At 44.9% G+C, this 22,021-nt stretch carries 22 protein-coding genes and 4 tRNA genes; 1 reads left to right on the top strand and 25 read right to left on the bottom strand.

Annotated elements, in window-relative coordinates; all coding sequences use genetic code 11:
- Positions 1-98 precede the first annotated feature (98 nt).
- The 15 genes from G475_RS0115415 to G475_RS0115340 all read right to left on the bottom strand — a co-directional run bounded on the left by G475_RS0115415 (position 99) and on the right by G475_RS0115340 (position 11,257).
- Positions 99-174, bottom strand: a tRNA-Phe gene (locus G475_RS0115415).
- Between the two features lie 26 nt (positions 175-200).
- Positions 201-276 (bottom strand) — tRNA-Asp (locus G475_RS0115410).
- A 166-nt stretch (positions 277-442) separates the two neighbouring features.
- Positions 443-517: transfer RNA gene (locus G475_RS0115405), tRNA-Glu, on the bottom strand.
- A gap of 27 nt (positions 518-544) precedes the next feature.
- Positions 545-620 (bottom strand) — tRNA-Lys (locus G475_RS0115400).
- Positions 621-754: 134 nt separating this feature from the next.
- Positions 755-2,044, bottom strand: coding sequence for an adenylosuccinate synthase (locus G475_RS0115395; RefSeq protein WP_026702046.1), 1,290 nt, complete (start codon positions 2,042-2,044; stop codon positions 755-757).
- A 196-nt stretch (positions 2,045-2,240) separates the two neighbouring features.
- Complete coding sequence (gene dnaB / locus G475_RS0115390) at positions 2,241-3,608, bottom strand: replicative DNA helicase (RefSeq protein ID WP_026702045.1); 1,368 nt, start codon at positions 3,606-3,608, stop codon at positions 2,241-2,243.
- A gap of 98 nt (positions 3,609-3,706) precedes the next feature.
- Positions 3,707-4,150 carry a 50S ribosomal protein L9 gene (rplI, locus tag G475_RS0115385; RefSeq protein WP_026702044.1) on the bottom strand — a complete coding sequence of 148 codons (444 nt, stop codon included), beginning with the start codon at positions 4,148-4,150 and terminating at the stop codon, positions 3,707-3,709.
- Positions 4,147-6,114 (bottom strand): DHH family phosphoesterase, encoded by a 1,968-nt coding sequence (locus G475_RS0115380; RefSeq protein ID WP_026702043.1) that lies wholly within the window; start codon positions 6,112-6,114, stop codon positions 4,147-4,149. The genes rplI and G475_RS0115380 overlap by 4 nt, the downstream gene beginning before the upstream one ends.
- 11 nt (positions 6,115-6,125) lie before the next feature.
- Entirely contained in the window at positions 6,126-7,061 is a 936-nt protein-coding gene (locus G475_RS0115375) for a YybS family protein (protein WP_026702042.1), read from the bottom strand.
- 208 nt (positions 7,062-7,269) lie between these two features.
- Positions 7,270-7,497 carry a 30S ribosomal protein S18 gene (gene rpsR / locus G475_RS0115370; protein WP_026702041.1) on the bottom strand — a complete coding sequence of 76 codons (228 nt, stop codon included), beginning with the start codon at positions 7,495-7,497 and terminating at the stop codon, positions 7,270-7,272.
- 60 nt (positions 7,498-7,557) lie between these two features.
- Complete coding sequence (ssb, locus tag G475_RS0115365) at positions 7,558-8,046, bottom strand: single-stranded DNA-binding protein (RefSeq protein WP_026702040.1); 489 nt, start codon at positions 8,044-8,046, stop codon at positions 7,558-7,560.
- Positions 8,047-8,073: 27 nt separating this feature from the next.
- Positions 8,074-8,361, bottom strand: coding sequence for a 30S ribosomal protein S6 (rpsF, locus tag G475_RS0115360; RefSeq protein ID WP_026702039.1), 288 nt, complete (start codon positions 8,359-8,361; stop codon positions 8,074-8,076).
- A gap of 329 nt (positions 8,362-8,690) precedes the next feature.
- Entirely contained in the window at positions 8,691-9,791 is a 1,101-nt protein-coding gene (gene ychF / locus G475_RS0115350) for a redox-regulated ATPase YchF (protein WP_026702038.1), read from the bottom strand.
- 110 nt (positions 9,792-9,901) lie between these two features.
- Positions 9,902-10,099 (bottom strand): DUF951 domain-containing protein, encoded by a 198-nt coding sequence (locus G475_RS0115345; protein ID WP_026702037.1) that lies wholly within the window; start codon positions 10,097-10,099, stop codon positions 9,902-9,904.
- Between the two features lie 141 nt (positions 10,100-10,240).
- On the bottom strand, positions 10,241-11,257 hold the full coding sequence (locus G475_RS0115340) for a YkvI family membrane protein (RefSeq protein WP_026702036.1): 1,017 nt from the start codon (positions 11,255-11,257) through the stop codon (positions 10,241-10,243).
- 102 nt (positions 11,258-11,359) lie between these two features.
- Here G475_RS0115340 and yyaC point away from each other — a divergent pair, with 102 nt between their 5' ends.
- Positions 11,360-12,034, top strand: a complete 675-nt coding sequence (gene yyaC, locus G475_RS25300; RefSeq protein WP_084414155.1) for a spore protease YyaC — start codon at positions 11,360-11,362, stop codon at positions 12,032-12,034.
- Between the two features lie 93 nt (positions 12,035-12,127).
- Here the strand turns inward: yyaC and G475_RS0115325 are convergent, their stop codons facing one another.
- The 10 genes from G475_RS0115325 to rpmH form a co-directional block, all read right to left on the bottom strand.
- Positions 12,128-12,976 (bottom strand): ParB/RepB/Spo0J family partition protein, encoded by an 849-nt coding sequence (locus G475_RS0115325; protein WP_026702035.1) that lies wholly within the window; start codon positions 12,974-12,976, stop codon positions 12,128-12,130.
- Positions 12,969-13,730, bottom strand: a complete 762-nt coding sequence (locus tag G475_RS0115320; protein WP_026702034.1) for a ParA family protein — start codon at positions 13,728-13,730, stop codon at positions 12,969-12,971. The genes G475_RS0115325 and G475_RS0115320 overlap by 8 nt, the downstream gene beginning before the upstream one ends.
- A 146-nt stretch (positions 13,731-13,876) precedes the next feature.
- Positions 13,877-14,713, bottom strand: coding sequence for a nucleoid occlusion protein (gene noc, locus G475_RS0115315; RefSeq protein WP_026702033.1), 837 nt, complete (start codon positions 14,711-14,713; stop codon positions 13,877-13,879).
- A 122-nt stretch (positions 14,714-14,835) separates the two neighbouring features.
- Positions 14,836-15,552, bottom strand: coding sequence for a 16S rRNA (guanine(527)-N(7))-methyltransferase RsmG (gene rsmG / locus G475_RS0115310; RefSeq protein WP_026702032.1), 717 nt, complete (start codon positions 15,550-15,552; stop codon positions 14,836-14,838).
- Between the two features lie 87 nt (positions 15,553-15,639).
- The gene (gene mnmG, locus G475_RS0115305; RefSeq protein ID WP_026702031.1) at positions 15,640-17,529 is read right to left on the bottom strand and encodes a tRNA uridine-5-carboxymethylaminomethyl(34) synthesis enzyme MnmG; all 1,890 of its coding nucleotides are present in this window, start codon (positions 17,527-17,529) and stop codon (positions 15,640-15,642) included.
- A gap of 16 nt (positions 17,530-17,545) precedes the next feature.
- A complete protein-coding gene (mnmE, locus tag G475_RS0115300; RefSeq protein WP_026702030.1) occupies positions 17,546-18,925 on the bottom strand; it encodes a tRNA uridine-5-carboxymethylaminomethyl(34) synthesis GTPase MnmE in 1,380 nt (459 codons plus the stop codon).
- Between the two features lie 562 nt (positions 18,926-19,487).
- On the bottom strand, positions 19,488-20,111 hold the full coding sequence (gene jag, locus G475_RS0115295) for an RNA-binding cell elongation regulator Jag/EloR (protein ID WP_026702029.1): 624 nt from the start codon (positions 20,109-20,111) through the stop codon (positions 19,488-19,490).
- Positions 20,108-20,884 (bottom strand): YidC family membrane integrase SpoIIIJ, encoded by a 777-nt coding sequence (gene spoIIIJ / locus G475_RS0115290; protein ID WP_026702028.1) that lies wholly within the window; start codon positions 20,882-20,884, stop codon positions 20,108-20,110. The genes jag and spoIIIJ overlap by 4 nt, the downstream gene beginning before the upstream one ends.
- 120 nt (positions 20,885-21,004) lie before the next feature.
- Positions 21,005-21,361, bottom strand: coding sequence for a ribonuclease P protein component (rnpA, locus tag G475_RS0115285; protein WP_026702027.1), 357 nt, complete (start codon positions 21,359-21,361; stop codon positions 21,005-21,007).
- A 78-nt stretch (positions 21,362-21,439) separates the two neighbouring features.
- Positions 21,440-21,577, bottom strand: a complete 138-nt coding sequence (gene rpmH, locus G475_RS0115280) for a 50S ribosomal protein L34 (protein WP_026702026.1) — start codon at positions 21,575-21,577, stop codon at positions 21,440-21,442.
- Positions 21,578-22,021: the final 444 nt, after the last annotated feature.

Below are 22,021 nucleotides of genomic sequence, written 5' to 3'. Positions count from 1 at the left end.
TCTACCTTTCATTATAACATAGGGAAAGGACCCCGGTTATCCCATATCAAAAAACGTCTGGACGGTGTTCCAGACGTTACGTTTCATCTTATAGTTAGTGGTGGCTCGAGACGGAATCGAACCGCCGACACGAGGATTTTCAGTCCACTGCTCTACCGACTGAGCTATCGAGCCATTTTTATTATGTTATATGGATAAAATGGCGGGCCTGACGGGAATCGAACCCGCGATCTCCTGCGTGACAGGCAGGCATGTTAACCGCTACACCACAGGCCCTTTTGAAAAGAATAAGCTGCGAATCTCTTCGTCAACTGCTCTCGGGCGGTCATGTCACGTACTGATGTACGCTCCATTCCTTCCTCGTTTGTTTCCTCGACCTTCTTGCTTCTTCTTTTCAAAAGCAAGGAGACGATTCTCTTCCTCAACTACCAGAAAGATAAGATGGTGACCCGTACGGGATTCGAACCCGTGTTACCGCCGTGAAAGGGCGGTGTCTTAACCACTTGACCAACGGGCCTTAAAATAAAAAATTTATGATATTAAATGGTGAGCCATGGAGGATTCGAACCTCCGACCCTCTGATTAAAAGTCAGATGCTCTGCCAACTGAGCTAATGGCTCCTGTTTCTTTCATCTTTGACAGCGACAGAATTAATAGTACCATGTCGATTTTTGATTTTCAACCAGTTTTTTTAAAAAATTAAACCTGCCTGTATTCTTTTTTCAAAAAAACAGACAGGCAGGCATCGACAGGGTTAAATCCCCCAAACTCCCCGGACCATATTTGTCTGATTCCGGTCCGGGCCGACAGAAAATATACTGAGCGGAATATTCGTCAATTGGGACAGGCGTTCCAAATAATGACGGGCGTTCTCTGGAAGATCATCCAATGAACGGGCTCCTGTAATATTTTCCGACCAGCCCGGCATCTCTTCATATACCGGTTCACATTCCGCCAGTACTTTCAGGCTGGCGGGGAACTCTTCGATCGTTTTACCACGGTACTGATATGCCGTGCATATTTTTACCGTGTCAATGCCCGTTAATACATCAAGCGAATTTAATGATAAGTCTGTAATACCGCTCACTCTGCGGGCATGACGGACAACCACGCTGTCAAACCAGCCTACACGGCGGGGACGTCCCGTTGTTGTACCATATTCATTTCCTGTTTCACGGATCTGATCTCCCACTTCATCGCTCAATTCTGTCGGAAACGGTCCGTCTCCCACACGTGTCGTATAAGCTTTGGATACACCGACCACATGATGAATTTTGGAGGGACCGATGCCGGAGCCAATGGTAACCCCGCCGGCAATCGGATTAGAGGACGTTACAAACGGGTAGGTGCCTTGGTCAATATCAAGCATGACTCCCTGAGCCCCTTCAAATAACACACGCCTTCCGTCATCTACCGCATCGTTTAGAACGACGGAAGTATCACAGACATAATCCGCAAAAAACTGACCGTACTCATAGTACTCCTCTAAAATATCGCTGATCTGAAATCCTTCCGTCTCATAGATCTTTTCCAGCAGTCGATTTTTTTCTTTCAGGTTCCGGTCCAGTTTCTCTTCGAATTCTGCCTTATCCAGCAGATCGGATATGCGGATCCCGGTTCTGGCTGCTTTATCCATATAGGCAGGCCCAATCCCTTTACGGGTGGTCCCGATTTTATTCGTGCCTTTGCTTTCCTCTTCCATCGCGTCAAGCTTCACGTGGTAAGGCAGTATGACATGAGCCCGGTTGCTGATACGAAGATTGCTCGTATCCACGCCGCGTTCATGCAAATATTTCAGTTCTTTCACCAAAGCTTTTGGATCAATCACCATGCCGTTTCCAATCACACATGTTTTATTATCATAAAATATACCAGATGGAATAAGATGCAGCTTATAGGTTTCTCCGCCAAAAACGATCGTATGGCCTGCATTATTCCCGCCTTGATATCTGGCGACAACTTCCGCATTTTCAGAAAGATAGTCTGTAATTTTTCCTTTGCCTTCATCTCCCCATTGTGTTCCTACAATAACGATTGATGACACATTGTCCACCTCCGGCACCTGTTACTCAGGCCGCTTTATATTTCTATGTACACACAGGCTGAAAACCCTCTCATAGTGTACCAAGACACAGCCCAAAAGTCAATAAAACACGAACATTAACACAAACCTGTACCAAATATGTTCGTGATGAGTCTCTTCATAAAAAAAGGGCTGCCCTTTTGAGACAACCCTTAAATCAGGCTCCGGGCGGCGCGTCCCTTTCATCATGCCGCCGATCCAGATTTACAAATTTATTGTATTCTTTTATAAATGCAAGTTCGACCGCTCCAACCGGGCCATTCCGCTGCTTGGCTAAAATAACTTCTATCATATTCTGATTTTCCGTTTCCTGGTCGTAGTAATCTTCCCGGTACAAAAAGGCAACGATATCTGCATCCTGCTCAATACTTCCTGATTCCCGCAGGTCAGACATCATCGGACGTTTATCCTGCCGGGATTCCACCCCGCGGGAGAGCTGGGATAAGGCAATAACCGGTACATCCAGCTCTCTGGCCAGTCCCTTTAATCCTCTGGAAATTTCCGATACTTCCTGCTGCCGGCTTTCTCCTCCTCTAGATCCGGAACCCTGAATCAGCTGCATGTAATCAATCATAATCATGCCGAGGCCTCGTTCCTGCTTCAGGCGCCGGCACTTGGCACGTATCTCGTTTACTTTCACGCCGGGCGTGTCATCAATGTAGATGCCCGCGGACGATAAGCTTCCCATGGCCATCGTCAGTTTTTCCCAGTCTTCTTCTTCCAACGAGCCGGTTCTCATCCTGGTGGCATCAATGTTTCCTTCAGCGCACAGCATCCGTTGTACAAGCTGGGAAGCCCCCATCTCTAAACTAAAAACCGCTACGTTTTCTTCTGATTTTGTAGCAACGTTCTGGGCGATGTTCAGCGCAAACGCTGTTTTCCCCATCGAGGGTCGTGCGGCGACAATAACTAAATCACTTCGCTGAAAACCCGTTGTCATTTTATCCAACTCAGCAAAACCGCTGGCTACTCCTGTTATATCGTTTTCACGGTTTTGCAGCATTTCAATGTTGTCATACGTCTCGATTAATACGTCTTTAATCGAAACAAAAGAACTCGAACTGCGCTGCTGTGCCACTTCAAGGATGGAGCGTTCCGCATCGTTGAGGATTTCTTCTACTTCCTCTTCGGCATTATAGCCTTCCGATACAATCGAAGTGGCCGCATATATCAAACGCCGCAGAATGGACTTTTCCTGCACAATCTTGCTGTAATAATCTATATTTGCAGCAGTTGGAACCGCATTGGCCAGATCTGTTAAATAAGAAATCCCGCCTATTTCCTCCAGCCACTCATAATCTTGAAGGGAGGAAGTAACGGTCACTAAATCAATCGGGCTTCCATTTTCTCCTAATTCCAGCATCACCCGGAAAATGCGTTGATGAGACACGCGATAAAAATCTTCGGGTGCTATACGTTCTGTGGCGGTAACCAATGCTCCTCCTTCTAAGAATACAGCTCCCAAAACAGCTTGTTCTGCTTCTATATTCTGAGGAGGCTTGCGGTCTGCCATGACATCGCTCATGTCCATCTTCCTGCCTTTCTTCCTCTTCTATGGCTGAAAAAACCGACTTATGAGCAGATTACTGTCATAAGCCGTTATGAGAAATGCGTGGTGGGTTATTATTCTTCCACTACATGTACATCGACGGTCGCTGTCACTTCTTTATGAACTTTAATCGGTGTTTTCGTTACCCCGAGAGTACGGATAGGCTGATCCAATTCGATTTTCCGTTTATCGACTTTCATCCCCATGTCTTTCAGTTTTTCTGCGATTTGTTTGGTTGAAACTGCTCCAAAAAGCCGGCCGCCGTCTCCTGCTTTTGCGGTCACGACAATTTTTGTATTTTCCAGTTCTTCTTTGAATTTCTTTGCCTCTTCCAATGCCTGTTGTTCTTTTTTAGCATCGCTCTCCTGCTTGGCTTTCAGGTTCTTTACGTTGCCTTTGGTCGCTTCGACGGCAAGATTGTTAGGCAGTAAATAGTTTCGTGCATAGCCTTCCGAAACGTCTTTCATTTCCCCTTTTTTGCCTTTTCCTTTTACATCCTGATTAAAGATAACCTTCATTCTTTCGTTCCTCCCTCCAAATATTCATCAATCGCCTGTTGGAGCCGGGTTTCTGCCTCTTCCAGTGTAGAATCCAGCTGGGTCGCTGCATTTGTTAAATGACCGCCCCCGTCCAGAGCCTCCATAATGAGCTGTACATTAACCTCGCCGAGGGAACGGGCGCTGATGCTCACTTTCCCATCACTGCGTTTCGAAATGACAAAGGAACCTTTTACATCGTTCATCGTTAACAGCGTGTCTGCGGCCTGAGCGATCAGAATCTGATCGTACATTTCATCCTGGGACGCTTTTGCAATCGCCATGCCGTCTCTATATATCGTGGCTTTTTCTATTAAATGAGAACGACGAACGTATTGATCAATATCTTCCTTCAACAGCATCTGCACCATCGTGGTGTCAGCACCGTGGGATTTCAGGAAAGAGGCAGCATCGAATGTGCGTGACCCCGTCCGTATCGCAAAACTTTTGGTATCCACGATAATTCCGGCCAGCATGGCTGTTGACTCCAATTCATCCATCGTTAACTTCTGCGGCTGGTATTCTAACAGTTCTGTCACTAATTCTGCCGTGGAAGACGCATACGGCTCCATGTAAACCAGCACTGGGTCTTTGATAAACTCTTCTCCCCGGCGGTGATGGTCCAGGACCACCACACGATCCACCGCATCTACGAGACGGGGCTCGATCACCATCGATGGTTTATGTGTATCAACGACCACCAGCAAAGTATGACGTGTTAAATCATCCAATGCTTCTTCCGGAGTGATAAACTGGGACCACAGGTGATCATGATCTCCTACTTCTTCCATTAGTTTTTGAACATCCGGATTAATGTCACTTGGATCCACCACCACATAGGCATCCGTATTATTAACTTCCGCAACCTTCAATACCCCGATTGCTGCACCGATCGCATCCATATCCGGATTCTTGTGACCCATGATAATGACCTGATCGCTCTCCAGAACAAAATCACGAAGGGCGTGGGAGATGACGCGGGCACGGACCCTTGTCCGTTTTTCCATCGCATTCGACTTCCCGCCGTAAAAACGGACTTTGCCGTTTGTCTGTTTGATAGCCACCTGATCCCCGCCGCGGCCAAGGGCCAGATCCAGACTGGACTGGGCGAGGTTGCCTAATTCCCGCAAGGAAGAATCTCCACTGCCGACACCTATGCTGAGGGTGATCGGTACTTTTTCTTTTCCAGTTGCCTCCCGTACTTGATCCAGAAGTTCAAACCGGGTCTTTTCCAGCTCCTGCAGTGCTTTTTGATTCATGACCGCAATAAACCGGTCGGAAGAGATACTGCGCAATAATATTTGATACTCTTCCGCCCATTCATTTAAGGAAGACGTGACATGACTCATCAATCTGCTTCGTATCTGATCATCCATCCCCTGTGTCACTTCATCAAAGTTATCAAGGTAGATCAGTCCAATAACCGTCTGCTCTTCTCTGTATAAGGACTTCGTCTCCTTCGTGTCCGTCATATCAAAGAAATACAGCAGGCGTTCTTCCTGTTTTATATAAATCGTATAGTGTCGGTCATTTAAGGTCAATTCTGTTTCCGTCTCGCCTTTTTTTATTGGAGCGGTCAAGTCATCAAATATATCCTCCAGCGGCTCTCCCAGAAATTCTGAAGGCAGGTACTTCATCATAAATGGATTGGCCCACTGCACCTGATAATTTTCATCATATAACACGATTCCGATCGGGAGTCTCGTTACCGCTTCTTCCCCGGCTTTATTCACACGGTGCGATAATGTCGTAATATATTTTTCCAGATCTCGTTCAAACGCTTTTCTTGCCTGGACGATGTATACAAACATTCCCGCCAGGAGAAAAAAGCCGAATAGCCCGAGCACCCACTGGTACACGGTTAAAAATCCAATAAATATTGCTGCTACAATAAATAATGAAATGACATGCAGCCCGTGCCAGCGATTCATTAAAAACTTAGGCATAATGTCAACCCCTACTTCGCGTCAGATTCCAGACGTTTTTTCAATTGAAATCCTAAATCAATTATACCCAAAATTCGGGCAAGCAGAAGAACAAAGGGCGAAACTAATCCAAAAATCATCAACAGCACCGGAATAACCTTAGGAACAGATTTAATATAACAATAATGGAAGACCACCGTAAAACCCTGCAATGCCATTGCTGTTTCTAATAAAGGAAAAAGGTTCCACGTCACCGTCTCCAGGGCCGTACCTTCGTCTACTCCTATCCAATAGACAATAGAAACAATGAGGTAGTACCACAACAACGACCTTGGAAAATTCCATTGACGCAGCGGCGGAAACGGTTCAACACTCATCTGCAGGCGGCGTAACACAGCATGGGCAATCAGCTGGGTGATCAGCGCAAACATGATGCCTGTAAACGCAATCAACAGCGGTCCCAACTGGCCGATCTGATCAATCATACTTTCCCAGACTTCGAGGTTTTCCGAAGGGTCCTGCCCCAATGAAGCAATCATGGATTCGGCCTGCTGGGTGGACTGTCTCATTAAATCCTGCATGGCAGCCAGTGGATCAATGTCCAGCAGAAGGACAGAACCGGCATACAAAAGAACCAGTCCCCCTATATAGGCAATACTGCTTCCTGCAAGCACAAATAATGCTTCTTTTTTCCTTCGCATCAGCTCTCCCGCTGTAATTCCCCCGGCTGCCGCAAATATGGCAAAAGGAAGACCAACCGCAGCGGTAAAAAAAGACAGCAGTAACGAAACCACCGCCATAACCATCCCTGATTTCCAGCCATGCCGAAGAACAAAAATAATAAAAGGCATCGGCATAAACCAGAAAAGTACAATGCTGAGAAAAGGAACAAAAACAGAAAGAAGCAGCATGACGACAAAAATACCGCTTAACACAGCCCCTTCTGTTAACCTTCTCGTTTGCTGCAACGCTGTCACCTCATCTATCCATCACATTTACATATCTGACATGTTTCTGCTGTATGTATGTTGAATCCATTGGTCTATTGTAATCTATTCTTTATAAAAAAGAAAGAATTCACTTCATCCTGAGCAGGAGGAAAAAGGAAGCATTTGCTTTTTCCTATATAAAAAACGCTTCCCGAAACGGTCGGGAAACGTTTTGTATCAGCATGCTTTACTGTTCCCTTACGTACGGGAGCAGCGCCACATGGCGGGCACGTTTTATCGCTTTCGTCAATTGACGCTGATACTTAGCGGAAGTACCAGTAACCCGGCGCGGAAGAATCTTACCACGTTCCGAAATGAATTTTTTCAATAGATCTACGTCTTTATAGTCAATTTTTTCAATCTTATTGACTGTAAAATAACACACTTTTCTTCTCTTACCTCTACGGCGTGCCATATCGTTTCAACCTCCTTTAAGAAAGTTTGTTATTAGTATACGGTTAGGGGAGAAGCACTTCTAAAATGGTAAATCATCATCTGAAATATCAATCTGCTGCCCATCATTGGCAAAAGGATCATCATTAAGGTTGGAGGCGCCGCCCTGACTCTGCTGGCCTGAACCTTGTCCGGGTCCCTGCTGGGCTCCGGCATATTCACTGCCGGACCCGCCTCCACCGCCGGAAGAACTGCGGGGTTCCAGAAACTGCACACTTTCTGCCTGAACTTCCACCACACTGACGCGGCGGCCTTCCTGATTTTCATACTTACGGCTTTGCAGCCGGCCGTCGATTCCGGCCTGGCTTCCTTTTTTCAAATAGTTAGCCACGTTTTCCGCCTGTTTTCTCCAGGCCACACAGTTGAAAAAATCAGCTTCCCGTTCTCCCTGCTGGTTTGTAAACGGTCGGTTGACAGCAATACCGAAATTCACCACTGCCACCCCGTTTGGTGTATATCGTAACTCGGGATCACGGGTCAAGCGGCCAACCAGGACAACTCGATTTATCATTTTGGAACCCCTCCCACTGGTTCGTCCTTAGTCTTCATTTTTAACGACAAGATGACGAATGACGTTATCATCCATTTTGACAAGGCGTTCAAATTCATCTGTTGCGCCCGGCTCTGTTTTGATATATACGACAACGTAGTAGCCATCTTTTAAGTCGTCAATTTCATAAGCCAGACGGCGCTTGCCCATCTCGTCCACTTTTTCGATCTCTGCTCCCTGATTGGTCAGCACGTTGTTGTAACGCTCGATCATTTCTTTCACACCGTTTTCATCAACGCTTGGAGCAATGATATAAAGTACCTCATACTTACGCATAGTGCGTCACCTCCTTTTGGTCTTACGGCTCTCCCTTTAAAAAGAGCAAGGAGCAAAATTGTTTATAGACATTTCACTCGCAACTTATGATTATAGCAGAACCAGCGGGGATTGACAATTCCTATTTTAAAAATAAAGAAGGAGGACATCTGCTGTTTTTCTCTTATTGGGATTTGTGGAGGGAAGGTATTTGCTGCACCACCCATAAGAAAAACAGCGGATGAGAGAATCTCAACCGCCGTCCGATATTGCTCATGCTTCCGTTTACGAACGTTCGTTCCCATGAATGGATGGATTTGCGAGAGTTTTCTTTGTCCGCCTCCTGACTATCAAACATTAAAGCGGAAATGGATGACGTCTCCGTCTTTCACCAGGTAATCTTTGCCTTCCAGCCGGACGTTTCCCGCTTCTTTGGCGGCATTCATGGTGCCGGCTGCCATTAAGTCATCGTAACTGACCACTTCTGCGCGGATAAATCCGCGTTCAAAGTCGGTATGAATCACGCCGGCGGCCTGTGGAGCTTTCGTGCCATGTCGAATCGTCCAGGCTCTCACTTCCGGTTCCCCGGCCGTGAAAAAGGTTTCCAAGCCCAGCAGAGAGTAAGCAGCACGGATGAGCTGATCCAGCCCAGCCTCTTCAATGCCGAGATCCTCCAGAAATTCCTGCTTGTCTTCTCCTTCAAGCTCTGCAATTTCTGATTCGATCTTGGCACAGACCGTAATAACACCGGATCCTTCTTTGGCCGCGTACTCTTTGACAGCCTGTACGTATTCATTATCTTCATCACTTAACAGATCTTCTTCACTGACGTTGGCCACATATAACACGGGCTTCATCGTCAGCAGTTGAAAACCATGGACCATTTTATATTCATCTTCTGACAAATCCAGGCTGCGGGCCGGTTTTTCTTCTTCGAAAGCTGCCATTAATTTTTGAAGAAGCTCATGCTCTGCCATCGCGTCTTTATCCTTGGATTTAGCGAGCTTCGCTACTTTATCCATCCGTTTTTGAACGGTTTCCAAATCTGCCAGTATTAACTCCAGGTTAATAACCTCAATATCCCGGATAGGGTCTACACTGCCGGAAACATGGGTAATATCCCCATCGTTAAAGCAGCGGACGACATGAGAGATGGCATCCACCTGCCGGATATGCGACAGAAATTTATTCCCCAGTCCTTCTCCTTTACTGGCGCCTTCTACAATCCCAGCAATATCTGTAAACTCAAACGCCGTCGGAATGGTTTTCTTCGGTTTCACAAGATCTGATAATTTATTTAAACGGGGATCCGGAACTTCCACGATCCCCACATTTGGGTCAATCGTACAGAATGGGTAGTTGGCTGATTCGGCTCCCGCCTGTGTGATTGCATTAAATAACGTAGATTTCCCGACATTCGGAAGACCAACGATACCGGTTGTTAATGCCATGTTCCCTTCACTTCCTTTAAAAAACTGTTATCCTTTTTAATCCTCTGCTGTAAACAGATTTTTCACCTTTTCCAATTATAGAGACATGCATCGTAAAAAACAAGAAAAGGTTATTGTTCTGCTTTTTCAATGATTCTTTTCATTTTTTTCCGGAATTCCCGGCGGGGAAGCATGACACTATGGCCGCAGCCCTGGCACTTAATACGAATATCAGCGCCCATTCGAATGATTTTCCATTGATTTTCTCCACATGGATGAGGTTTTTTCATTTCTACCACGTCATGTAAGGAAAAAGGCGTATCAGTCATCTCTGACACCTCATTTCTGAAAACCTGCCTGAATAGTTTATTATATGTAATATCCTATCCTATCTAATGAAAAGAGACAATCCTTATGCTGTAAAACGAATGTGTCTATTTCCCGGGAAATTGGCTGGAGAATGGAAGTGGTCACAACTTTTTATTCAGGAAAAAAGGATGAATTATAACAACAGCAAGTAAATATAAATTTAAAACCCCGTATATTGGGTATAAAAATGCTATGAGCCTTGAAAATCCCAGTTCCGTAAAAGGAAGAATCACACAAAGGAGTAAAGCGGCAAGCACCCAGGTAGGTATCGGCCAGATTGTACGAAGCCGGCTTGATAAACCAAATAATCCAGAGGCAGCTGTGGTAAAGATAGCTGTCCACAATAACACTGCCATAAAAGCAGTGACCATACTTGGATAGGTTTCCAGCAGCGCGAATAGAGGAATTTCATATAACATGATATCTTCTGCTGCAGCTAATAATGATTCGTTATATAGAAAGGAAACTCCGCCCAGAATGAGGCCGCTTCCGACACTTGCGATCCATATTTCCCCCGTATGTTTAATCTGCTTTCCGGTTGCAGATAATACAGCTACAAGGGGGAGAAGATTCAGAGAGGTAAAGGTAAGAGAGGACGTCCAATTGCTCTGTGATTTCCAGTTCCCGGGCTCGATATCAGCATGTATCCAGAAAAAAGTAAACAATATAACACCCAAACTTATAATCAATACAGGCATTAACACACTATTAAGGCTGGTTAGTCCTTTTACACCGCGAATCGAAACAATAAATAACAGCACTGCCATGAACAGAATTCCTGCAGTGAAGGGCACGTGGAAATATTCGAGCGCGGCCCCTCCGCCGGCCACCATTATGCCGGTCGTCGTAAAAAGGTAAATGATGATAATAACATCATATCCTTTAGAAAATCGGGGGCCCATTAATTTAGAGAGCACTGCCGAATAATTCTCTGTCTGCTCCTGATAACTGATTTTCAACACAACGTAACAGCAAATCATAAACAAAATACTGAAAATAAAAATGGCCAGTCCACTTTCATGGCCAAAAAATTGCCAAATTTCTCGTCCGGAAGCATAACCAGCTCCAATTGTCGTACCTATAATAAGAAACATCCATTTTAGTCCATCCGCAATCATTGTCATTTCTCCCTTGTCCAAATGATGAGTTCGAAAGTCTCCATGTATAGAAAGCGTACGTGGTTCCTATACTGGAACTAATATGAAAAAGGAGAGGCTATTATGATTGGAAAAAAACCCGCTTCGGTTCATACTCCCTACACCTTTCACGTGCATTCCGAGGACAAAAATGCCCCGTCCCAGTTAGCGGTTGAACTGATAGATCAACTTCAGAACGTCCCTAAATATCGTGATATCGTTATTGTCTGTATTGGAACAGACCGCTCCACCGGAGATTCTCTCGGCCCTTTGATCGGATCTGCCCTGGAGAAGAAAAGGATAAAACATTTCGTTGTATATGGAACACTGGAAAACCCTGTTCATGCGGTTAACCTGGAAGACACAATACAGGAGATCCAATGCAAATATCATTTTCCATATATTATTGCGATTGATGCCTGTTTAGGAAAATTAAGAAATGTTGGAAAAATTAACTTTACCGAAGGTCCTGTCATTCCAGGAGCTGCTATGAAAAAAAAGCTTCCTGAGGTAGGAGAGATGCATATCACCGGCATCGTAAATGTAAGTGGAATGATGGAATATTTCGTTCTTCAGAATACTCGGCTTCATTTAGTGATGACCATGGCTGAATGTACAGCGGAAGCATTTCAGGCAGCTGACCGGAAACTGCGGAACAAAACCAGGTCGATCACTGCCGGGAGTACGGTTCATAAGTCTTATTACAAGGGAGGTTCCTCCGAAACAGAAAGTGCCTTTTCCCTTCAGGATCCCAATTAACCCCCTGCTTCCGCATCCATATAAAAACCACGGGGCCCTTTAACAGGACTCCGTGGTTTTTGCAGCGGCATATCCCCGATATGTCGGTGATGTTTATTCATTTTCCAATAATTCTAAAATACGCTGCAGGTCTTCATCACTTAAGAATTCAATTTCAATCTTCCCCTTCTTTCTCCCTTTCTTAATAGAAACAGAGGTCCCAAAGTAGGAACGAAGTTCTTCTTCTTTTGACTGAATGAACACCGAAGGCCTGGCAGCTTCTTTCTTTTTTTTCTCCGGAACCGGCTTTTGATTCATGTGCTGGACTAGTTCCTCTGTCTGGCGGACATTTAATGATTCTTTTTCTATTTTTTCCACAATTTTGTCTGCTTTGGTTTTATCATGCAGACCGAGCAGGGTACGGCCATGCCCCATGGATATATTTTTATTCTCAATTTTATGTTGAACAGCTGGTGATAACTGCAGCAGGCGAAGATGATTGGCAATGTGGGGACGGCTTTTGCCGAGCCGTTTTGATAGTTCATCCTGAGTCGCACCCAGGTGTTTCATCAGCTTTTCATACGCTTTTGCTTCTTCTAATGGATTTAAATTTTCCCGCTGCAGGTTTTCAATAAGTGCTACTTCCATCAGCTTTTCATCGGTTAACTCTTTTACTACAGCCGGTACGGTTTCCATGCCGGCTGCTTTTGCGGCCCGGTACCGCCGTTCTCCTACTACGATTTCATAACCTTTGATACTTTTTCGGACAATAAGAGGCTGCAGAACCCCATGCTCGCTGATAGAGTCTTTTAATTCCTCAATTGCTTCTTCTGTAAACGTTTTTCTCGGCTGATAAGGGTTAGGCCGTAAATCACTGACTTTTACATCCTCTACGACATTCTCTTCTCTGTCCGCTTCTTCCGGAAAAAAAGCATTTAATCCTCGTCCTAAACCTCTACCCATCGGCCGTCACTTCCTTTGCTAAATCTAAATACACCTGGGCACCTTTGGACTTTGCATCATATAGAATGATTGGAAGCCCATAACTGGGAGCTTCTCCCAACCGAATATTTCTAGGAATGATCGTTTCAAACACTTTTTCCCGAAAATATTTTTTCACTTCTTCAATAACCTGGATGCCAAGGTTTGTCCGGGCATCAAGCATCGTGAGCAATACACCCTCAATCGCCAGTTCTGTATTTAAATGTTTTTGCACGAGACGTATCGTATTAAGCAGCTGACTCAGCCCTTCCAATGCGTAATATTCACACTGAACCGGGATCAATACCGAATCGGCTGCTGTTAATGCGTTGATGGTTAAAAGGCCAAGGGAAGGTGGGCAGTCTATAATCATATAATCATAGGAATCATCCATTTCTGACAGCGCTTTTTTAAGGCGGATTTCCCGGGAAATAGTGGAGACCAATTCTATTTCAGCACCGGAAAGCTGAATCGTTGACGGAACGACATCCAGGTTTTCGACACTGGAATGCCTGATCACCTGGTCAGCCCCGGCATCTTCTACGAGCAGGTTATACACGCACTCATCCACATCGCCTTTTTCGATTCCCGCTCCGCTTGTAGCATTTCCCTGCGGATCTATATCAACGAGCAGTACTTTTTTTCCTATGTATGCCAGACAGGCACTAATATTAACAGCTGTTGTCGTTTTGCCAACGCCGCCTTTCTGGTTCGCAATAGCAACAACTTTTGCCATCGGTACACCTACTTTCTGCATCCCACGAGCTATAATAATGGTCGTTTCTAAAACTCTATTATTTATTCTATCATGTTTTACCAATAATGTTGCAATTGCATGGAAGATAACATCCAAAAAATAATCTACCTTCATTGCCAGGTAGATTATTTCTTGGGAATCCGAATGGTAAACTGATAATATTCCTCATGCTCTTCTTCTTCTGTATCAATATTCATTCCGCTTTTTTCCACCATATCTACCGATTGACGGATCGTATTCATAGCCAGTCTTGTATCCTTTGAAAAATGTTTCCGGGTCGGCTTTGCTTTTTTGGCAGGTTTTTCTTCCAATGGTTCTTTGATTAACTGTTCCGTTTGTTTCACATTCAATTCACGTTGAATGACGGCCTGAAGGATCTCCTCCTGTTGCTCTCTGTCTTTCACCGATAAAAGAGCCCTTGCGTGCCTTTCTGTAATATGTTTATCCTTTAAGGCCTGCTGGGTTGATTCGTTAAGATGAAGAAGCCTTAATTTGTTCGCGACCGTGGACTGGCCTTTTCCAAGACGCTGCGCTAAGCTTTCCTGGGTCAATCCATGCAGTTCTAATAATTTAGCATAGGCAGATGCTTCTTCAATAGCGGTCAGTTCTTCCCGCTGCAGATTTTCAATTAACGCCACCGAAGCGGTTTCGGTATCATTAAACTCTTTCACAATTGCCGGAACTTCGCTCATACCCAGACTAAGTACTGCACGCCAACGTCGTTCTCCCGCTATAATTTCATAATGTCCTTCTTTTTCTCGCACGGTGATCGGCTGCAGCAGTCCGTGAGTACGAATAGATTGTGCAAGCTCCGCAATCTTTTCCTCCTGGAAAATAGTTCGCGGTTGAAATGGATTGGCTGTAATTTTATCCACAGGCAGGTACTTGATTTCTTCCGGATGCTCCTCTTTTTCTTCCTGCTGTTCCCCCAGGCCAAACCATTTTTGAAGCGATTGCTTCATTGCCTGACACCACCTTACTAATTAACTACATTCTATTTCTTCCAGCCAAAAAGGGCGTTTCCTTCTTTCCCCTATAACCTGATTATATTTTACCATGACTGCATCCAATGTCTACCACCTGGCTATACCATTGGTTTTTTGGCGGGAGTCCCTGCTTTACGCGGATACTTCCGCGGAGTATGGTCCACTTTCTCCATTTTTAAAATATATCTTGTACTTTCTTCATTGGGCAGTGTTAATGCAGAAGCCTCCTGCCACCGTCCTCCCAGCGTGCGGCAGGCAGTGCCGGCCTGCTCTTTTTCGTTCAGACCTTCCGACCCTTTTAACGCAATAAACGTTCCTTTTCTTTTTACAAACGGCAGACACAATTCTGTCAGGACCGGCATTTTTGCTACGGCACGCGCTACTGCTGTGTCATAGTGTTCCCTATGTTCTGGAGCGTGAGCTTTATCTTCCGCCCGTCCATGCAGAAAATGAACATTTTCCAGCTGCAGGTCTGCGGCAAGATGTTCTAAAAAAGTGATTCTCTTTTTTAACGAGTCGATAATAACAATATGAAGATGAGGATAAATAATTTTCAGGGGAAGGCTTGGAAACCCTGCTCCCGCCCCAATATCTATCATTGTTTTATCGTTTTGAAAATCGTGATAAAAAGCTGGAGTAAGAGAGTCATAAAAATGCTTCTCATACACGTCTGCTTCCCTGGTTAATGTCGTTAAATTTATTTTCTCATTCCAATCTATCAACAGCCGGTAATAGAAATCAAATTGCTTGTGCTGTTTTTCTGACAGTTCTAGGCCCTCTTCTTGCAGCCAGCTCGTAAATGGAGGCTTGCTCATCCTTTCAACCACCTTTTGTATTATGTATGAAAACAGCTCCAGGTCTTTTATCCAGCAGGAGACCCTGGAGCTGTTCTCTCTTTCTATTTATGCTTCTGCAGTTTTAGCCAATTTTCCTTGTTCAATATATACAAGCAGGATGGAAATATCGGACGGGTTTACGCCGGAAACTCTGGAAGCCTGACCTACAGAAATCGGTTTTACTTCCGATAATTTCTGAACGGCCTCGGTTGCCAGCCCGGATATCTGCGTATAATCAATGTCATTCGGAATTTTCTTTTCTTCCATTTTGTTCATTCGTTCCACTTGTTCCATTTGTTTGGCAATATAGCCTTCATATTTCGTTTGAATTTCTACCTGTTCTGCTACATCCGGGGTCAGAGCCTCGCCTCCCGGAGCAAACGGAATAACATCATCGTATCCCAATTCCGGCCGCTTCAATAAGTGTGCTGCAGACACTGCTTCTTTCATTGGAGAAGAATCTTTGGATTCCAGCATCTGCTGCAGTTCGTCACTTGGTTTAACGGTCGTATTCTCAAGGCGGCCTTTTTCTTTAGCGATGGCCTCTTTTTTACGGACGAATCGCTCGTAGCGATCCGCTTTGATCATTCCGATATCATGACCGATTTCGGTCAGGCGCAGATCTGCATTATCGTGACGGAGCAGCAGACGGTATTCTGCCCTGGACGTCAACAGACGATAAGGTTCATCCGTGCCTTTTGTCACCAGATCATCAATTAATACGCCAATATAGGCATCCGAACGGTTTAGAATGACACCTTCTTTATTCTGTGCCTTCCGGGCTGCATTAATACCTGCCATGATACCCTGACCGGCTGCTTCTTCATATCCGGAAGTACCATTAATCTGCCCTGCGGTAAACAGATTTTCCACTTTCTTCGTTTCCAGCGTCGGCCACAGCTGTGTCGGCATGATGGCATCGTATTCAATCGCATAACCCGGCCGCATCATCCGTACGTTTTCCAGCCCTGGAATGGTTTTTAGCATATTAAACTGCACATCTTCCGGCAGGCTTGTAGAAAGTCCCTGTACATAGACTTCCGACGTATTTCTTCCTTCCGGCTCCAGAAAGATCTGGTGCTTCGGTTTATCATGAAAACGGACAATCTTATCTTCAATCGAAGGACAATAACGAGGTCCTGTCCCTTCGATCATTCCTGAATACATCGGCGAACGCGTCAGATTATCATTAATCAGCGCATGGGTGTCTTCACCTGTATAGGTAAGCCAGCAGGGAAGCTGATCCGTAATATATTTGGTGGTTTCATAAGAAAATGCCCGCGGCTGTTCATCCCCCGGCTGCATTTCGGTTTTATCATAATCAATGCTGCCGCTGTTTACCCGGGGAGGGGTTCCGGTCTTGAAACGTTCCATGTCAAAGCCTTGTTTTTGCAGGCTGTGTGAAAGATTAATGGAAGGCTGCATGTTATTCGGACCACTTTCGTAGGCCAGATCCCCGAGAATAATTTTTCCTCTGAGATACGTCCCGGTGGTCACTACGGTTGTTTTCGCATAATAGGACGCTCCGGTGTTTGTTACGACCCCTTTGCATAGGCCGTCTTCTACAATTAATTCTTCCACCAGTCCCTGCCGAAGCACAAGGTTTTCCTGATCTTCCAAGGTTTTTTTCATTTCCTGCTGATACAGGAATTTATCTGCCTGGGCCCTTAACGCACGTACTGCCGGTCCTTTTCTCGTATTCAGCATCCGCATCTGGATGTGGGTTTTATCAATATTTCTTGCCATTTCTCCGCCCAGCGCATCTATTTCACGGACCACTATTCCTTTTGCAGGTCCTCCGACAGACGGGTTGCAGGGCATAAATGCGACAGAATCCAAATTCAGCGTTAACATCAAGGTGTTTGATCCCATCCGCGCTGCTGCCAAACCGGCTTCTACTCCGGCGTGACCAGCACCAATGACAATCACGTCATATTTTCCGCCTTCGTATGGCATAATTTTAACCTCCTTTTTATTTTCCAAGACAAAACTGGGAAAACAGTTGATCTATCAAGCTTTCGTGAACGTTTTCTCCAACAATCTCTCCTAATTGTTCCCAAGCCCTCGTGATATCGATCTGTATCATATCCACGGGGACTTCCATTTCCGCAGCTTCCAATGCATCATTGATGGAACGTTTTGCCTGGTTCAACAGGCCGATGTGCCGGGCGTTGGAAAGATAGCTTAGATCAGCTGTCTCCACTCCTTCTTCAAAAAACAACTGGGAGATGGACTCCTCCAGTTCATCAATCCCTTCATCCTGTAATAAAGAAGCCGTAATGACCGGTCGCCCGGAGGACAGCTCCCTGATTCTATCTTCATCCACATTTTTCTCCAAATCTGTTTTATTTAAAATAACAACCGCATTCATCCCCTGTATCGCCTGAAACAATGCTTCATCTTCTTTCGTCAGCTCTTCTGCACTATTAATGACTAAAAGAATAAGTTCCGCTTCCTTCAATACCTGACGGGAACGTTCCACGCCGATTTTTTCCACGATATCCTCGGTTTCCCGAATCCCTGCCGTATCGATTAACCGCAAAGGCACCCCGCGCACATTAACATACTCTTCGAGCACGTCCCGGGTGGTGCCGGGAACTTCTGTTACAATGGCTTTATTTTCATGAACAAGGCTGTTCATTAACGAAGACTTTCCAACGTTGGGCCGGCCGATAATAGCAGTAGCCAGTCCTTCCCTTAAAATCTTCCCCTGTTTTGCGGTCGTCAGCAGATTGTCTATTTCATCCCGGACGACACCCGCCCGGGCCGTCAGAGTATCCAGGGTTATTGTTTCGGCGTCGTCGTATTCCGGATAATCGATGTTCACTTCTACGTTTGCCACAGTTTCCAGCAGCTGCTGCCGAAGACGGCGGATCCGTCCGGATAATCGTCCTTCTACCTGTTTCATGGCCACATTCATTGCCCGATCCGTTTTCGCCCGAATTAGATCCATCACGGCTTCGGCTTGCGATAAGTCAATCCTGCCATTTAAAAAAGCCCGTTTAGTAAATTCTCCTGGTTCTGCCAAACGGGCTCCCTGACTAAGGACAAGATCAAGTACTTTATTGACGGAGACAAGGCCCCCGTGACAGTTGATTTCCACCACGTCTTCCCGGGTAAATGTTTTAGGGGCACGAAGGACGGAAATCATAACTTCCTCCACAACTTCTTCTGTTTCCGGATTGGCGACATGGCCATAATGAATGGTGTGGGTATCTACCTTCGATAACGTTTCTTTTCCTTTATACACTTTATCCGCAATAGAAAGGGCATCCTCGCCGCTGACCCGCACGATCGCTATCGCTCCTTCCCCCGAAGGAGTTGAAATAGCTGCTATCGTATCAAATTCCATCCTTCTCCCCTCCCTTCTGTATTTTTACTGCCTATAGCATGGTATTATTTTTAGTTTCCCTAACATAATAGAATATCATAAAGCCCACTTTTAGTGAAGATTAAAATATCCACATGTGGATAACTATACTCCTCTTTTATCAGCTTTTCCACTTACCCACAATCTTACGATCCCAGCTAGAGTGAACTCTAAATTCACCAAACCGAAACTTTCTTACCATTCGCTGCGGAAGAGTCCCCGGCGGACATTTATTCCGTTAAGTGGAAGAATGAGGGAGACGGAGCCTCTTTTTTGGACATTTATTCCGCTATCCGGCTTTGGCCCGGTTCATTTACGCTAAAAAGGAGAAATAACGGAACAAATGTCCCAACTTCCCTTTAAAATAGGAACAATCAAAGAAATAGAGGAATAAATGTCCTTCCGCACGGGATAAGCCCAATTCAGCTGCTCCTACTGCCTTCCACGTTCGGGGCATCCATCCTATAGCTTGCGCATATGCCACCTAAAAAAGCACCCGCTTTCCAGCGGGTGCTTATTTCTCGGTAAAGTTTTCGGTTCGTGATTAAGATTTTGGGGCAATAACTACGTAACGCCGGGGTTCGGTGCCATCTGAATATGTGTCGACATCGTCGTTACGCTGCAGGGCAGCGTGAATGATTTTTCTTTCTCTGGCTGTCATCGGTTCTAACACTACGTTTTCTCCTGAACGGGCAGCTTTGAAGGCCAGCCGTTCCGCCAACTGCTCCAATGCTTCCTGACGTCTCTGGCGGTAATTTTCTGCATCCAGTACAATGCGGGCATGACGATCCGCAAACCGATTTGCCACCAGATTCACAAGGTATTGCAGGGAATCAAGCGTTTTTCCGCGTTTCCCAATCATCACTCCAAGATCTTCGCCTGTCAGGGAAAATGTAGTTTCTCTGCCTTCTTTCAGCTTCTCTACCTGAACCCGAACTCCCATATCGTCAATAACGTTTAAAAGAAATTGTTCCGCTTCTTCGATGGGATCCCGTTTTAAAGAAGCCTCCAATATTGCCGGTTTCGCACCGATAAAGCCTAAAAATCCGCTTTTGGGCTCCTCCAGAACCGTGTATTCAATCTGCTCCGGTTCCTTTGTTTCCAGTTCCTTCAACGCGTTTGATATTGCTTCCTCTATCGTTTTTCCCGAAACCTTTACTGTTTTCACTTTTTATTCGCTCCCCCCGCTTTAGCTTCCGTTTTCGCTTCTCGTTTCTTCCGAGCTCCGGGTCCCGTAATAAAATACGTTTGAGCAATCATGAATAAGTTACCGACCACCCAGTAAAGGGCAAGGGCCGATGGGAAAAAGAAGGCAAAGGCTGTGATCATAAACGGCATCATATACATCAGAATCTTCATCTGCGGGTTATCGGAGACCATCATCATTTTCTGCTGGATAAAGGTCGTTGCCCCGGCTATGAGCGGAAGAACATAATCAGGCTGTCCCAGCTGGAACCAAAGAAAATTATGCCCTCCTATAGCTTCTGTCCGCATGATCGCATGATAAAAAGCAATTAAAATCGGCATCTGAATAAAAATCGGCAGACAGCCGGCAAGCGGGTTAATTTTGTGCTTTTGAAAGAGCTCCATCGTTTCCTGCTGCAGTTTCTGCTGCGTCTGTTGATCCTTAGCGCTGTATTTCTCTCTCAACTTCTGCATTTCCGGCTGAATTTCCTGCATAGCCGCTGCGCTTTTTGTCTGTTTAATCATTAAAGGGAGAATGAGGATTCTTAGAAAGATCGTGACAATGATAATCGATAACCCATAATCTTCCCCCGTCATTTCAGCAATTTGGATGATCAGCCACGAAAGCGGATAGACAAAAATCGAATTCCAGATTCCTTCACTGTCCTCCGTTATCGGTTCATTAACATCCATACATCCTGTCATTAAAACCATAAAGGCAGCAAGCATTGCCGCTACGCCTATTTTCTTGTACACAAGAGTTCCTCCTTGAAAAGTTTAAATCTATAAATCCCTGTAAAAGCGTATGATAACGCTGACACATGATGAAACAGGCCTTCATATATTTTAGCGGAGACGAAGGAAGAAATAAAGGAATCATTTTTTAACATCGTGTTTTTTTAACACACCGGCTACATTCATGACATGCTTTAAGCTTTTCTTGATATCTACATAATTCATTTGAACGACAGGTTTTCTTGCAATAATGATATAATCCCTGCCGTCCATCAGCTGATCCTCGAGCTCACGCAATGCTTCTCTCAAGAGCCGTTTAATCCGGTTCCGTGTCACTGCATTCCCCATTTTCTTACTAACCGTAAGACCAACACGAAAATGAGCAGCCTCTTTATGATCCATAACATAAATAACAAACTGCCGGTTTGCTGACGATTTTCCTTTCTCAAATATGCGGCTGAATTCATGATTCTTTTTGATTCTATATTCTTTCTTCACCCCAGGCCCCTCCATTTCTGTTCAGCCCTATGTAAAAGCCCCAATAGTGGAAAAAAGACCACTGTTAGATCAGTGGTCTTAAGCAGAAATAACTTTTCGTCCTTTACGACGCCGGTTTTTAAGTACCTGACGACCTTTTTTTGTACTCATGCGTTCACGGAACCCGTGTACTTTTTTCCGCTTGCGGTTATTCGGTGTAAATGTTGGTTTACCCATTCTATTTTGCACCTCCCTCGAGGAATCTAATTCAATGACATTCCCGTAAATTATATAGAGTATGTCTTTGGGTTGTCAAGCTTTCCCTTCCACTTCGCCCTCTATAAAAAATAGGATAAACCTTTCAACGTCTTGTGGATAAATAATAATAGCGAACATACATTTTTTCGACAAAATTATCTACAACTTACGCACATAATATAGTGGTGTTGATAATTCTTTTGCACAAGGTATTGATAATGTGGATAACCTTACGAAAAGCCGTTGTCACTAGTTTTTATTTTTGGTATGATATATTTGTTTTTACTCTGGATAAGTCAAAAATGATTCTGTTTTATCCACATCTGTTAATAAGAGTGTGGATAAGAATCCACATATGGTGAATTAGTTTGTCCACACCCATGTGAACATTGTGTATGCGCCGTTTTTCTACTATATTATTGT

It is taken from the genome of Salibacterium aidingense DSM 18341 (genome assembly GCF_000429685.1).
Lineage (GTDB): Bacteria > Bacillota > Bacilli > Bacillales > Marinococcaceae > Salibacterium > Salibacterium aidingense.
Note: the sequence above shows the minus strand (reverse complement) of the source record. Positions and strands in the feature narration are given on the sequence as shown.

Coding starts and splice junctions, on each gene's coding strand:
- G475_RS0115320 (WP_026702034.1), bottom strand. CDS start 13,730: ATGGCAAAAGTTGTTGCTATTGCGAACCAGAAAGGCGGCGTTGGCAAA.
- dnaB (WP_026702045.1), bottom strand. CDS start 3,608: ATGAGCGATGTCATGGCAGACCGCAAGCCTCCTCAGAATATAGAAGCA.
- ychF (WP_026702038.1), bottom strand. CDS start 9,791: ATGGCATTAACAACCGGTATCGTTGGTCTTCCGAATGTCGGGAAATCT.
- rplI (WP_026702044.1), bottom strand. CDS start 4,150: ATGAAGGTTATCTTTAATCAGGATGTAAAAGGAAAAGGCAAAAAAGGG.
- G475_RS0115325 (WP_026702035.1), bottom strand. CDS start 12,976: ATGGGTAGAGGTTTAGGACGAGGATTAAATGCTTTTTTTCCGGAAGAA.
- G475_RS0115345 (WP_026702037.1), bottom strand. CDS start 10,099: ATGACTGATACGCCTTTTTCCTTACATGACGTGGTAGAAATGAAAAAA.
- rpsF (WP_026702039.1), bottom strand. CDS start 8,361: ATGCGTAAGTATGAGGTACTTTATATCATTGCTCCAAGCGTTGATGAA.
- ssb (WP_026702040.1), bottom strand. CDS start 8,046: ATGATAAATCGAGTTGTCCTGGTTGGCCGCTTGACCCGTGATCCCGAG.
- mnmG (WP_026702031.1), bottom strand. CDS start 17,529: ATGCCATACGAAGGCGGAAAATATGACGTGATTGTCATTGGTGCTGGT.
- G475_RS0115380 (WP_026702043.1), bottom strand. CDS start 6,114: ATGCCTAAGTTTTTAATGAATCGCTGGCACGGGCTGCATGTCATTTCA.
- G475_RS0115340 (WP_026702036.1), bottom strand. CDS start 11,257: ATGATTGCGGATGGACTAAAATGGATGTTTCTTATTATAGGTACGACA.
- noc (WP_026702033.1), bottom strand. CDS start 14,713: ATGAAGCAATCGCTTCAAAAATGGTTTGGCCTGGGGGAACAGCAGGAA.
- yyaC (WP_084414155.1), top strand. CDS start 11,360: ATGATTGGAAAAAAACCCGCTTCGGTTCATACTCCCTACACCTTTCAC.
- rpsR (WP_026702041.1), bottom strand. CDS start 7,497: ATGGCACGCCGTAGAGGTAAGAGAAGAAAAGTGTGTTATTTTACAGTC.
- rsmG (WP_026702032.1), bottom strand. CDS start 15,552: ATGAGCAAGCCTCCATTTACGAGCTGGCTGCAAGAAGAGGGCCTAGAA.
- mnmE (WP_026702030.1), bottom strand. CDS start 18,925: ATGGAATTTGATACGATAGCAGCTATTTCAACTCCTTCGGGGGAAGGA.
- rpmH (WP_026702026.1), bottom strand. CDS start 21,577: ATGGGTAAACCAACATTTACACCGAATAACCGCAAGCGGAAAAAAGTA.